The following is a 13,758-nucleotide window of genomic DNA, read 5'->3' on the forward strand; positions in this document are numbered from 1 at the left end:
CGCAGTCAGCCGCTACATTGGCTGACTCGCGCCAGCTAATGCTGGCATTGCTGTACTCCCTTTCTTAAAAGACGGACCCCGTAAAACTCCATCATGGACCCTTCCCCTGGTTTCAACCTCGCTGCACTTTTCGCCGATTTCGGCATGATTCTTTTTGCTCTGCTGCTGGTTCTGCTCAACGGTTTCTTCGTTGCCGCCGAGTTCGCCATGGTCAAATTGCGCTCGACCCGGGTCGAGTCGATTGCCGAGCAGCATGGCTGGCGCGGGCAGATCCTGCGCACCGTACACAGCCAGCTGGACGCCTACCTGTCCGCTTGCCAACTGGGTATCACCCTGGCCTCGCTGGGGCTGGGCTGGGTCGGTGAGCCGGCCTTCGCGCACCTGCTCGAACCCCTGCTGGCCGCCGTCGGCGTTGAATCGCCGGAAGTCATCAAGGGCATCTCGTTCTTCAGCGCCTTCTTCGTCATCTCCTACCTGCACATCGTTGTAGGTGAGCTGGCGCCCAAGTCCTGGGCGATCCGCAAGCCCGAGCTGCTGTCGCTGTGGACGGCGGTGCCGCTGTACCTGTTCTACTGGCTGATGTACCCGGCCATCTACCTGCTCAACGCCAGCGCCAACGCCATCTTGCGTATTGCCGGCCAGGGCGAGCCCGGGCCGCACCACGAACACCACTACAGCCGTGAAGAACTCAAGCTGATCCTGCACTCCAGCCGTGGCCAGGACCCTAGCGACCAAGGCATGCGGGTACTGGCCTCGGCGGTGGAAATGGGCGAGCTGGAAGTGGTCGACTGGGCTAACTCGCGGGAAGACATGGTCTGCCTCGATGCCAACGCGCCGCTCAAGGAAATCCTCGCGATGTTCCGTCGGCACAAGTTCAGTCGCTACCCGGTACTCGATGCCGAGCGCGGCGAATTCATCGGCCTGCTGCACATCAAGGACCTGCTGCTGGAGCTGGCCGATCTCGACCATATCCCCGAGTCGTTCAACCTGGCCGAGCTGACCCGGCCGCTGGAGCGCGTGTCGCGGCACATGCCGCTGGCGCACCTGCTCGAGCAGTTCCGCAAAGGCGGTGCGCACTTTGCGCTGGTCGAGGAAGCCGACGGCAAGGTCATCGGCTACCTGACCATGGAGGACGTGCTGGAAGTGCTGGTTGGCGACATCCAGGACGAACACCGCAAGGCCGAGCGCGGCATCCTCGCCTACCAGCCGGGCAAGCTGCTGGTACGCGGCGACACCCCGCTATTCAAGGTCGAGCGCCTGCTTGGCGTGGATCTGGACCACATCGAGGCCGAAACCCTCGCCGGCCTGGTCTACGAGACCCTCAAGCGGGTTCCGGAAGAGGAAGAGCTACTGGAAGTCGAAGGCCTGCGCATCATCATCAAAAAGATGAAGGGGCCGAAGATCGTCCTGGCCAAGGTGCTCAAGCTCGATTGAGCCGCCTCAGGGGTTGCCGGCGGTAAAGTTCGGCAGCCCGCCGACGGGCTGGTTGAACTGGTAGGGTATCGACTCCAGCGCCAGCCCGACGTTGCGCTGCACCACAAAGTGCAAGTGCGGGCCGCTGCTGTTGCCGGTATTGCCGGATTTTGCCAGCGGCGTGCCGTACACCACCCGCTGCCCTTCCCTGACCACCACCGAGCCGCGCATCAGGTGCAGGTACACGCCCATGGTGCCGTCTTCGTGAAGGATGCGCACAAAGTTGCCTGACGGATGACTGCCACGGCCGCTCTGGCTGTTTTCGGTCTTGATCACCACCCCTGCCCGTGCGGCGATGATCGGCGTGCCTTCAGGCATGGCGATGTCCATGGCATAACGGCCCTTGGGCCCGAAGTGGCTGTAGCGGCCATTGGGCCCCTGGGTCAAGCGAAAGGGCCCGCCGCGCCAGGGCAATGGGTAACGGAACGCCTGTTGACGCTGGCCCGGGTTGCCCAGGGCAAAATCGAACTTGCTCTTGTAGCTCACCGGCTTGCCGGGCTGGCGGGCACTGAGCAGCGTCAGCGCCACCGTGCTGCGCGCCGGCACCACTCGCCGCACCAAACGCGACGCCCCACCCTGGACATTGCCCAGGCGCTCCAGGCGCAGCTCTACCTCGACCGGCGCGTAGGTGTCGTTACGCGCACTGAAGCGCACGCCTGCGGCAAAGCGGTTGGCCTGCAACTGCACCTGGGTTTCCAGTTGCTCAACCATCCTGTCGCCAAAGACAAACGCCCGGCCGCCGGGAATCGGTCGATCGGAATAGGACACCACGCCGTAGGCGTCGGTACTTTTGTAAAGGGTCATGGCCAGCACAGGGCCGCAGGCCATGAGCAAGGCGCAGAACAGCAGCGTGCGTGCAGGCATGAGTAGTGGCTTTTTGACAGTGAGTGGTCTGTCGAAGCCTAGCAGCGGATTTTGGCGGGGGTATGGCGAGAGTGTTTCAGGGGTGTACCAGGAGACGAACGGTGCATTGATCGCCGGCAAGGCCGGCTCCTGCAGGAGCCGGCTTGCCCCGCGAAGAGGCCAGCCCAGTCAATACATCAGGTGTTGTCTGGATTGCGACCGCTGCGCGCTCGATCGCGGGGCAAGGCCCGCTCCAACAGGGCCTTCAGGCCCCTGGCACGAAGTGCTTCTGCGCCGAACCGCGGGCGATCAGGCGCGACAGGTAGTCGAGCTTCTGCGCATCCTGGTCAACGAACTTGAAGGTCAGTTGCAACCAGTCGCTGTCGGGTTTCGGCTCCAGCGCGGCAACCGCATGCAGGTAGCCGTTGAGGCGGGCGATCTCGGCGTTCTCGCCCTGCTCCAGGTCGAGTACCGCGCCTTCCAGAACCTGTGGCAGGGTTTCGCCACGGCGCACCACCAGCAGTGCTTCCTTGAGGCTCAAGGCCTTGATCACACACGGCTGCACGCCGCTTGGCAGGCGCAGTTGGCCCTGGCCACGCCCTGCCGGCGCCGCAGCTGCAGGCTTGGGAGCGCTCACCAGGGGTTTGGCCGCGGCTACCGGGGCCACCGGGGCTGTCGGCTTGACCGTTTCGGCACGGCCGCCAGTCAGGGCGCTCAGCGAGTCGTTGGCAAACGCCGACGTCGCGCGGGTCGGCGCACTGGCCAGCAAGGTGTCGAGCTTGCCGACCTTGGTCAGGGCTTTTTTCACCTTGGTCAGCAGTTGCTCGTTGGTGAACGGCTTGCCGACGAAATCCGAGACCCCGGCCTGAATCGCCTGGACCACGTTCTCCTTGTCGCCACGGCTGGTCACCATGATGAACGGCAGGGTCTTCATCGACTCTTGCTGACGGCACCAGGTCAGCAGCTCAAGGCCGGACATTTCCGGCATTTCCCAGTCGCACAGGACCAGGTCGAAAGCCTCACGGCTCAGCAAGGTCTGGGCCTTGCGGCCGTTGACCGCATCTTCGATAACGATACCGGGGAAGTAGTTACGCAGGCACTTCTTGACCAGGTCGCGAATGAACGGCGCATCATCCACAACCAACACACTGACTTTACTCATCGCCACTCCTATTGAATCCCGACTAGCATAACGCTGACTGATGGCCATTTGCCAAACATTGGGTCACGCCGGGACTCGTTGTTTCGTTCGCGGCTGCCTCACCCGCAAACGAAAACGCCCGGCCAAGGCCGGGCGTTCATTCTCGGGCAGTCTTAGTTATCGTCAGATTTGCCCGGAACATTAGCCTTTTCGCCGCTGCGCTGAACCTCTTCCTGCATACGCTTGAGGCCCAGGTGACGGACGTCGGTACCGCGCACCAGGTAGATCACCAGCTCGGAGATGTTGCGCGCGTGGTCGCCGATACGCTCCAGCGAACGCAGCGCCCAGATCACGCTGAGAACGCGCGAGATCGAGCGTGGATCTTCCATCATGTAGGTGACCAGCTCGCGCAGCGCGGTCTTGTACTCGCGGTCGATGGTCTTGTCGTACTGGGCCACCGACAGCGCCAGGTCGGCGTCGAAACGGGCAAAGGCATCCAGGGCATCACGGACCATGTTGCGCACCTGGTCGCCGATGTGACGCACTTCAACGTAACCGCGAGGCGATTCGCCTTCTTCGCACAGCTGGATGGCGCGACGGGCAATCTTGGTCGACTCGTCGCCGATGCGCTCCAGGTCAATTACCGACTTGGAAATGCTGATGATCAGGCGCAGGTCAGACGCCGCCGGCTGACGTCGGGCCAGAATGCGCACGCACTCTTCGTCGATGTTGCGCTCCATCTGGTTGATCTGCTCGTCGACTTCGCGCACTTGCTGGGCCAGGCCCGAGTCGGCCTCGATCAGCGCGGTAACCGCATCGTTGACCTGCTTCTCGACCAGGCCGCCCATCGCCAGGAGGTGGCTGCGAACCTCTTCGAGTTCGGCGTTGAACTGCTGGGAGATATGGTGGGTAAGGCTGTCTTTATCGATCATGCTTTCGCTCCGCGAAAAAGCTTCAAGTAGCAAGCTTCAAGCTTCAAGTTTGTTCGTGTCGTTCCCGGGCTTCACGCTCGCCACTTTCTTGCAGCTTGCGGCTTGAAGCTTGCAACTGCCGCTAGCCATACCGGCCGGTGATGTAGTCTTCGGTCTGCTTCTTCGCCGGGTTGGTGAACAGCGTGTCGGTATCACCGAACTCCACCAGCTTGCCCATGTACATGAATGCGGTGTAGTCGGAGACCCGCGCCGCCTGCTGCATGTTATGGGTAACGATGACGATGGTGTACTTGGACTTGAGCTCGTAGATAAGCTCTTCGACCTTCAGCGTCGAGATCGGGTCGAGTGCCGAGCACGGCTCATCGAGCAGCAGTACTTCCGGCTCCACGGCAATGGTACGGGCAATCACCAGACGTTGCTGCTGACCACCGGACAGGCCCAGCGCCGACTCGTGCAGGCGGTCCTTGACCTCCTCCCACAGCGCCGCACCCTTGAGCGCCCACTCCACGGCTTCGTCGAGCACGCGCTTCTTGTTGATGCCCTGGATACGCAGGCCGTAGACCACGTTCTCGTAAATGGTCTTGGGGAACGGATTGGGCTTCTGGAACACCATGCCAACCCGGCGGCGCAGTTCGGCGACGTCTTCGCCCTTGCGGTAGATGTTGTTGCCGTAAAGGTTGATCGCGCCGTCCACGCGGCAGCCGTCAACCAGGTCGTTCATGCGGTTGAAGGTGCGCAGCAAGGTCGATTTACCGCAGCCGGACGGGCCGATGAAAGCGGTCACACGCTGCTTGGGGATGTTCATGCTGACATCGAACAGCGCTTGCTTGTCGCCGTAGTACAGGCTCAGGCCTGGCACTTCGATGGCTACGGTTTCTTCAGCCAGGCGCAGGCTCTGTTTGTCGCGACCCAGGGCCGACATGTCTATACCGTGAGAATGGGTTTCATGTTGCATGATTTCACTCCGTTTGTAGCTGCAAGCTTCTAGCTGCAAGCTGCAAGTTTGAGCAAAAGCGGCGTGTAGCTTGCCGCTTATGGCTAATAGCTTTCAGTCAGCTGTCCAGCGCCTTGTACTTCTCGCGCAGGTGGTTACGAATCCATACCGCCGAGAGGTTCAGGGTGGCGATTACCAGCACCAGCAACAGCGCGGTGGCGTACACCAGCGGCCGCGCGGCCTCGACGTTCGGGCTCTGGAAGCCGACGTCATAGATGTGGAAGCCCAGGTGCATGATCTTCTGGTCCAGGTGCAGGTACGGGTAATTGCCGTCCACCGGCAGCGACGGCGCCAGCTTCACCACACCTACCAGCATCAGCGGCGCCACTTCACCGGCGGCCCGGGCCACGGCGAGGATCATGCCGGTCATCATCGCCGGGCTGGCCATGGGCAGGACGATCTTCCACAGGGTCTCGGCCTTGGTTGCACCGAGCGCCAGCGAGCCTTCACGGACCGTACGTGGAATCCGCGCCAGGCCTTCTTCGGTGGCCACGATCACCACCGGTACCGCCAGCAGCGCCAGGGTCAGCGAAGCCCAGAGCAGGCCCGGCGTACCCAGGGTCGGCGCCGGCAGCGCTTCGGGGAAGAACAGCCGGTCGAGCGAGCCACCCAGCACATAGACGAAGAAGCCCAGGCCGAACACGCCGTAGACGATCGCCGGAACACCGGCGAGGTTGTTCACCGCAATACGGATCAGGCGGGTCACCGGGCCCTGACGCGCATATTCACGCAGGTACACCGCCGCCAGCACGCCGAACGGGGTGACGATCACGGCCATGATCAGGGTCATCATCACGGTACCGAAGATCGCCGGGAAGATCCCGCCTTCGGTGTTGGCTTCACGCGGGTCGTCGCTGAGGAATTCCCAGACCTTGGCAAAATACACGCCCAGCTTGGTGAAGATACCCATGCCGTTCGGCTGGTAGGCATGCACCACCTTGCTCAGGTTGATTTCCACCTCACGACCATTACCGTCCTTGGCCACCAGGCTGTCGCGGCCGAAGTCCTGGTGCAGGCCGCCCAGACGCTCTTCGATGGCCTTGTAGCGGTTGTTCAGCTCGGCGCGCTCGGCTTCGATATCGGCCTGGGCAGCGGCGTCCAGCTTGCCGTCCAGCTCCAGCTTGCGGGTCTGCAGGCGCAGACGCTCAAGACCGTAGTTGATCGCACCGATGTCCTTCTTCTCAAGCTTCTGCAGCTCGCCGGCCAGCTTGTCGGCACGCTTGAGGCGATCTTGCAGCTCGCTCCAGGCCGCCTGGCCTTCGGCGACGACCTTGCCGTTTTCCTTGACGCTGACCAGGTAGCCATAGAAGTTGCCCCACTCGCGGCGCTCCAGGGCGATCAGGTCGACCGGCTTGTGCTGGTCGGTCAGCCATTCGCCGACCACCCAGGTGAAGTCGCTACCGTTGAGGTCGCGGTTACCGACCTTGATCAGCTCGCGGGTCATGAACTCCGGGCCTTCATCAGGCACCGGCAGGCCGGCACCTTTCAAACGGGCACGGGGTACCTCTTCCTTCTGCACCACTTCGCCAACGACGATGTGGTTGGCCTGGCCAGGCACGTTGTAGCTGGCTTGCAGCAGGTCGGCCGGCCAGAAATGGCCCAGGCCGCGCACGGCGATCACGGCGAGCAGACCGATGGTCATGATCACCGCGATGGCGACCGCGCCACCGCTCATCCAGACGCCGGGGGCGCCGCTCTTGAACCAGCTTTTGAGGGAATCCTTTTTCACGGATCGCTACCTTTCTATCAAAGCGACGAGTATTTCTTGCGCAGACGCTGGCGAATCAGCTCGGCCAAGGTGTTCATCACGAAGGTGAACATCAGCAGCACCAGCGCGGCGAGGAACAGCACGCGGTAGTGACTGCCACCGACTTCCGACTCGGGCATCTCCACCGCAACGTTGGCCGCCAGGGTGCGCATACCTTCGAACAGGTTCATTTCCATGACCGGGGTGTTGCCGGTGGCCATCAGCACGATCATGGTTTCACCCACCGCGCGGCCCATGCCGATCATCAGCGCCGAGAAGATCCCCGGGCTTGCGGTCAGGATGACCACGCGGGTCAGGGTCTGCCATGGCGTGGCACCGAGTGCCAGCGAACCCAGGGTCAGGCTGCGCGGCACGCTGAACACGGCGTCTTCAGCGATCGAGTAGATGTTCGGGATCACCGCAAAACCCATGGCGATACCGACCACCAGGGCGTTGCGCTGGTCGTAGGTGATACCCAGGTCGTTGGTAATCCACAGGCGCATGTCACCGTCGAAGAACCAGGTCTCGATGAACGGGCTCATGTACAGGGCGAACCAGCCGGTGAAGAGGATCACCGGGATCAGGATCGCCGCTTCCCAGCCATCCGGCACCCGCAGGCGCAGCGACTCGGGCAGGCGGCTCCAGGCGAAGCCGGCGACCAGAATGCCCAGCGGCATCAACAGGAACAGGCTGAACACACCCGGCAGATGGCCTTCAAGGAACGGCGCCAGGAACAGGCCGGCGAAGAAGCCGAGAATCACCGTCGGCATCGCCTCCATCAGTTCGATCACCGGCTTGACCTTGCGGCGCATGCCCGGGGCCATGAAGTAGGCGGTGTAGATGGCGGCGGCAATGGCCAGCGGCGCAGCGAGGATCATCGCGTAGAACGCGGCCTTCAAGGTACCGAAGGTCAGCGGCGACAGGCTCAGCTTGGGTTCGAAGTCGGTGTTCGAGGCGGTCGACTGCCAGACATACTTGGGCTCGTCGTAGTTCTCGTACCAGACCTTGCTCCACAGCGCGCTCCAGGACACTTCCGGGTGCGGGTTCTTCAGGGTCAGCGGCAGCAGCTTGCCGCCTTCTTCGATGATGATGCGGTTGGCCCGTGGCGACAGCGCCAGAATGCCCGCGCCTTCAGCAGCCGGCTCGACCAGCAGGGTACGGTGCGCGGTGCTGTGGAACACACCGAGCTCGCCGTCAGCGTCGAGGGCAACGAAGCCCTTGCGGCGCTCTTCGGCATCGATCTGCACCACCGGCGCCTTGCCCATCTGGAACTCGCGAATGCGCTTGAAGCGCTGCTCGCCATCCGGGTCGCGGGCCATGAACCACTGGGCCAGGCCACCTTTGGAGTCACCGATGATCAGCGAGATACCGCCCACCAACTGAGTGCTGGCGGTGACTTCGGCATTGCCGTCGTCGAGCAACTTGTAGCGGCCGTTGAGGCTCTTGTCGCGCAGGCTGAAAACATCAGCCTGGGCACGACCGTTGATTACATACAGCCACTGCTGGCGCGGGTCGATGAAGATGGCTTTGACCGCTTCGGTCATCTGTGGCAGCTCGATACGACTCTGCTCGCTGGTGACTTCGCCGGTCATCATGTTCTCTTCGCGGCTCAGCGACACCACCTGCAGGTGCGCACCGGTGGAACCGGCCACCACCAGGGTCTCGCCATTGACGTTGAGGCTGACATGCTCCAGCGCCCGGCCCTGGTCATCCAGGGCGAAGGGCTCCTGGCCATAGGGGAAGTCGATGGCCGGAGTGATGGTTTTCTTGTTGTCCGGGTAGGTGATCTTGTAGCTGTGGCTGAACACCAGCGCCTGGCCATTGGACAGGCCCAGCACCACCAGCGGGTTACCCGGCTGATCGGCACCGATCGAGGTCACCTGGGTGCCAGCCGGCACCGGCAGTTCGACGCGCTTGAGCTCGGCACCGCTCTTGGTGTCGAAGAACAGCGCCTGGCCCTTGTCGGAAACCCGCATGCCGACCAGGTTCTGCTCTTCCAGGGCGATCATCAGCGGCTTGCCGGCGTCCTGCTGCAGCCAGGTCGGCTCCAGGGCCTTCTTGCTGGTCAGGGTAGCGCCCTGGAACAGCGGTACGACCACATAGGCCAGGTAGAAGAAGATCAGGGTAATGGCTGCCAGCACGGCAAGCCCGCCCACCAGTACATACCAGCGGGTCAGGCGATCCTTGAGCGCACGCATGCGCCGCTTGCGTTGCAGTTCGGGCGTATTGAAGTCAATCCGCACGGGGGGAGAATTTTGGGTCATGGTGGAGTTGGCCAGATCATTCATGCGCACACCCTAGCGGTCCCGTATGACAAAAACATGACAATGCAGTGACGCAAAAAAGCCCGCCGCGCAGATACCCCTGGCAGCGGACTCGCAATGAGTGGCGAGACCGGGACAAAACCCGCCCCCGCCGGTCCTTCAGTTACTTCTTCGCAACGTTGCCGTTGTGATTCAGGCCCAGGTCAGCCAGGGCTTTATCAACCACTTTGGCTGGCAGCGGGATGTAACCATCCTTCACCACCACTTGCTGGCCGGCTTGCGACAGCACCAGCTTGACGAACTCGGCTTCCAGCGGGGCCAGAGGCTTGTTCGGCGCCTTGTTGACGTAAACGTAGAGGAAGCGCGACAGCGGGTAGGTGCCGTTCAGGGCGTTGGCTTCGTTGTCTTCAACGAAGGCACCGCCTTCTTTCTTGGCCAGGGCTACAGTCTTGACGCTGGCGGTTTTGTAGCCGATGCCCGAGTAACCGATGCCGTTCAGCGAGCTGCTGATCGACTGCACGACCGAAGCCGAGCCAGGTTGTTCGTTGACGTTAGGCTTGAAGTCGCCTTTGCACAGGGCTTCTTCCTTGAAGTAGCCGTAGGTGCCGGACACCGAGTTACGGCCGAACAGCTGCACTGGCTTGTTGGCCAGGTCGCCGGTCACGCCCAGGTCACCCCAAGTTTTCACGTCGGCCTTGGCGCCGCACAGGCGGGTCGAAGAGAAGATTGCATCGACCTGGGCCATGGTCAGGCCTTTGATCGGGTTGTCCTTGTGTACGAATACGGCCAGGGCGTCGACGGCAACCGGGATGGCGGTTGGCTTGTAGCCGTACTTCTGTTCGAAGGCCTGCAGCTCGACGTCCTTCATCTTGCGGCTCATCGGGCCGAGGTTGGCGGTGCCTTCAGTCAGCGCGGGTGGCGCGGTGGAGGAGCCGGCAGCCTGAATCTGGATGTTGACGTTCGGATATTCCTTTTTGTAGGCCTCGGCCCACAGGGTCATGAGGTTGGCCAGGGTATCGGAACCGACGCTGGAGAGGTTGCCCGACACACCGGTGGTCTTGGTGTAGGTCGGAATAGCAGGGTCAACAGCGGCAACCGCATTGGCGGTGGCAACGCCAGCGGCGACGAAAGTCAGGGCCGCCATCAAACGCTTCAGTTTCATGCCTTGCTCCTAGCAGGAATTGGGGTGAGATGGATCGGGCCCAAGTATCTGCAGGCCGTATGACTACTCTATGAATCGAATGTGACAATTAGATGAAAGGCCATCACCGGCGAGCGGTGATGGCCTTTTCAAAATGTTGCGAGGTTTGATTTAGAGCGGTTTCAGCGCTTTTTCGCGGTCAGATAAATACCCACCAGCAGACCAATGGTGCAGATACCAGCAACGTAATAAGCCGGCGCCATCGGGCTGAACTTGAGCATCGCGGTGACGGCCATCGGCGTCAGGCCGCCGAAGATCGCGTAGGCCAGGTTGTAGGAAAACGACAGGCCACTGAACCGAACTACCGGCGGGAAGGCTTTAACCATGACGTACGGCACGGCGCCGACGATGCCGACACACAAGCCGGTCAAGGCATACAACGGGAACAGCCACTCGGGGTGGGTAGGCAGCGTGTGATAAAAGGTCCAGGAGGTCACCAGCAGCGCCAGGCTGCCAACAATGAACACCCGCCCGGCGCCAAAACGGTCGGCCAGCGCGCCGGTGCCGATGCAACCGAGGCTGAGCAGGACGATGGCCAGGCTGTTGGCCTTCAGCGAATCGGTCGGACTGACCTGATAAAGGCTCTGCAGCAGCGCCGGGGTCATCAGGATCACCACGACAATGCCGGCCGACAGCAGCCAGGTCAGCAGCATCGACAGCACGATGGCGCCACGGTGGTCGCGCAATACCGCGCGCAGCGGCACTTCTTCGGCCAGCGCCTTGCGCGCCTGCATCTCGGCAAACACCGGGGTTTCGTGCAGCCAGCGGCGCAGATAGACCGCGAACAAGCCAAACACGCCGCCGAGCAGGAACGGAATACGCCAGGCGTAATCGGCCACTTCCTGCTGGCTGTAAACCGTGTTGATCAGCGTCGCCACCAGCGAACCGAGCAGAATCCCGGCAGTCAGCCCCGCCGTCAGCGTGCCGCAAGCGTACCCGGTGTTGCGCGCCGGCACGTGCTCGGAGACGAACACCCAGGCGCCCGGCACTTCACCGCCAATCGCCGCGCCCTGGATCACCCGCATCACCAGCAACAGGATCGGAGCCCACAGGCCGATCTGCGCATAGGTCGGCAGCAAGCCCATGATCAGGGTCGGCACCGCCATCATGAAGATGCTCAGGGTGAACATCTTCTTGCGCCCCAGCAGGTCGCCGAAGTGGGCCATGACGATGCCGCCCAGCGGCCGCGCCAGGTAGCCGGCGGCAAAGATGCCAAACGTTTGCATCAAACGCAGCCATTCAGGCATTTCGGCGGGAAAGAACAGCTTGCCGACCACCGTGGCGAAGAACACGAAGATGATGAAATCGTAGAACTCCAGCGCACCGCCCAGGGCGGAAAGCGACAAGGTCTTGTAGTCACTGCGGGTCAGCGGCCTCGAAGGCTGCGCGATACTGCCGGGCACGGAGGTCATAGGTCTCTCTTGTTTGGCATTTCTTATTGGGGGTGCAGGCCGCCTGGCACGCGGGTTTGGGCCTGGGCAGCCTGGAAAGATAGCAAATTGGCAGAAAAAGCACATAGCAGTACAAATTCAATACAAGTATTCATGACTGCATGGTCGTCGCTGCGCTTTCGGCTCTATATACTGGCCGCTTGTAGGAAAGGGTTGCGCCTTCTGAAGGATGTTGTGCGAAAACGCCGCTAGGTATGCTTAGTCGGTTTCGCAGAGTTTCCCTTCGCCGCCTGGCAAAGCGAAAGCAGCGTAGAATAGTTGTGCTGAATCGTTTTTCGAGGCGTCTGTCATAGCGCCAACCAACGAAGCGTCATGGGTCAGAGGCACCCCCGGCATGATTGAACTCGAACAAGAAGATCCTATCCCGCAAGGCGACCTGGCCTTGCAGATCACCGCATTGCCCCGTGAAACCAACGGTTTCGGCGATATCTTCGGCGGCTGGCTGGTCGCCCAGATGGACCTGGCCGGTACCGCCATGGCCAGTCGCGTTGCCGGTGGCCGGGTAGCTACCGTGGCCATCGATCGCATGGCATTCCTGGTGCCGGTGGCAGTCGGCGCGCAATTGTCCTTCTATACCCAGACCCTGGAAATCGGCCGCAGCTCGATCCAGATGATGGTCGAGGTGTGGAGCGACGACCCGCTGTCCAGCGAGTGGCGCAAGGTGACCGAAGCGGTATTCGTGTTCGTCGCCATCGACGGCAGCGGGCGCACCCGCTCGGTTCCTCCTCGTCGCTGAGACCGCTGCGCGGTAAACTCGAAGGTATGCAAGCGGTCCAAGGCCGTACGGCAAACCTACGAGATAAAGCGCATGTCCACACCCAAGGTCGAATCCGAAAAGCACGGCGAGCTCAATTGCTGGCGCATCACCAGCGACACGGCTGAATTGCTGGTCGCCCAGCAAGGCGCGCAGGTGCTCAGCTATCAGCGGCTCGGCGAGCCACCTTTGCTGTGGCTCAGCGAACAGGCCATCTTCAGGCAGGGCAAGTCCGTGCGCGCCGGGGTTCCGGTGTGCTGGCCCTGGTTTGGCATTTTCAAGCGCAACCCCGATGCCGTGCAGGCCATGTATCGCGCTGAAGACGGCCCGGCCCATGGCCTGGTGCGCGGTCGTGACTGGCAATTGCTGGGCATCGCCGTGAAGGACGGCAATGTAACAGTCGAATTCACCCTACCAGAGGCCAAAGGCGACCTGCCCGGCTGGCCACACATCGTTGAGCTCAAGCTGACCATCGTCATGGGCGAACAGCTGAGCATCACCCTCTCCAGCTATAACCTCGACAACGTCCCGGTCACCCTCAGCCAGGCGCTGCACAGCTACTTCGCGGTCAGCGATGTGCGCGAGGTCCAGGTCGAAGGTGTCGATGGTCTGAACTACATCGAAACCCTGGCCAACTGGGAGCAGCGCCAGCAGCAAGGCGCGCTGGGCTTTGCCGGTGAAACCGACCGCATTTATCTGCAGGCGCCCGAGCAACTGAGCATCGTCGACCCGGCCTGGAACCGTCGCGTGGTGATAACGGCCCAGGGTTCGCGTACGGCAGTGATCTGGAACCCCTGGACCGAGCGTGCCGCTGAGTTGCCGGATATGGCCGACGATGGCTGGCAGCGCATGCTCTGCATCGAGACCGCGAACGTGTGGGAAGATGTGGTGACACTGGCGCCTGGGGCAACCCATTCGCTGAGTCTGAAAATCGATAGCGAACAGCTGTAGATCACTA

Annotated in this window: 11 protein-coding genes; 3 read left to right on the top strand and 8 right to left on the bottom strand. The window is 62.0% G+C overall.

From position 1 onward, the window contains the following. Positions 1-93 precede the first annotated feature (93 nt). A complete protein-coding gene (locus LOY34_RS26970; RefSeq protein WP_045199523.1) occupies positions 94-1,434 on the top strand; it encodes a hemolysin family protein in 1,341 nt (446 codons plus the stop codon). A 6-nt stretch (positions 1,435-1,440) separates the two neighbouring features. Here the strand turns inward: LOY34_RS26970 and LOY34_RS26975 are convergent, their stop codons facing one another. The 8 genes from LOY34_RS26975 to LOY34_RS27010 all read right to left on the bottom strand — a co-directional run bounded on the left by LOY34_RS26975 (position 1,441) and on the right by LOY34_RS27010 (position 12,007). Continuing rightward, a complete protein-coding gene (locus LOY34_RS26975; protein ID WP_093377951.1) occupies positions 1,441-2,337 on the bottom strand; it encodes a peptidoglycan DD-metalloendopeptidase family protein in 897 nt (298 codons plus the stop codon). A 244-nt stretch (positions 2,338-2,581) separates the two neighbouring features. Continuing rightward, entirely contained in the window at positions 2,582-3,478 is an 897-nt protein-coding gene (locus LOY34_RS26980) for a response regulator (protein ID WP_045199519.1), read from the bottom strand. Between the two features lie 152 nt (positions 3,479-3,630). Continuing rightward, on the bottom strand, positions 3,631-4,389 hold the full coding sequence (gene phoU / locus LOY34_RS26985) for a phosphate signaling complex protein PhoU (protein WP_038997986.1): 759 nt from the start codon (positions 4,387-4,389) through the stop codon (positions 3,631-3,633). Between the two features lie 121 nt (positions 4,390-4,510). Then, positions 4,511-5,344, bottom strand: a complete 834-nt coding sequence (gene pstB, locus LOY34_RS26990; RefSeq protein ID WP_045199517.1) for a phosphate ABC transporter ATP-binding protein PstB — start codon at positions 5,342-5,344, stop codon at positions 4,511-4,513. Positions 5,345-5,441: 97 nt separating this feature from the next. Next, positions 5,442-7,058, bottom strand: a complete 1,617-nt coding sequence (gene pstA / locus LOY34_RS26995; protein WP_184959542.1) for a phosphate ABC transporter permease PstA — start codon at positions 7,056-7,058, stop codon at positions 5,442-5,444. Between the two features lie 71 nt (positions 7,059-7,129). Continuing rightward, a complete protein-coding gene (locus LOY34_RS27000) occupies positions 7,130-9,418 on the bottom strand; it encodes an ABC transporter permease subunit (RefSeq protein WP_195885329.1) in 2,289 nt (762 codons plus the stop codon). A gap of 139 nt (positions 9,419-9,557) precedes the next feature. Further along, on the bottom strand, positions 9,558-10,556 hold the full coding sequence (locus LOY34_RS27005) for a phosphate ABC transporter substrate-binding protein PstS (protein WP_045199510.1): 999 nt from the start codon (positions 10,554-10,556) through the stop codon (positions 9,558-9,560). A 161-nt stretch (positions 10,557-10,717) separates the two neighbouring features. Continuing rightward, on the bottom strand, positions 10,718-12,007 hold the full coding sequence (locus LOY34_RS27010) for an MFS transporter (protein WP_045199508.1): 1,290 nt from the start codon (positions 12,005-12,007) through the stop codon (positions 10,718-10,720). A gap of 373 nt (positions 12,008-12,380) precedes the next feature. On the opposite strand from LOY34_RS27010, the gene LOY34_RS27015 reads away from it, so the two are divergent. Both LOY34_RS27015 and LOY34_RS27020 read left to right on the top strand, forming a co-directional pair. Beyond that, positions 12,381-12,782: an acyl-CoA thioesterase gene (locus LOY34_RS27015; RefSeq protein WP_009402429.1), complete on the top strand. Its 402-nt coding sequence runs from the start codon at positions 12,381-12,383 to the stop codon at positions 12,780-12,782. 72 nt (positions 12,783-12,854) lie between these two features. Further along, positions 12,855-13,751 (top strand): D-hexose-6-phosphate mutarotase, encoded by an 897-nt coding sequence (locus LOY34_RS27020; RefSeq protein ID WP_195885330.1) that lies wholly within the window; start codon positions 12,855-12,857, stop codon positions 13,749-13,751. Positions 13,752-13,758: the final 7 nt, after the last annotated feature.

It is taken from the genome of Pseudomonas sp. B21-009, assembly GCF_024749345.1.
Taxonomy (GTDB): Bacteria; Pseudomonadota; Gammaproteobacteria; order Pseudomonadales; family Pseudomonadaceae; genus Aquipseudomonas.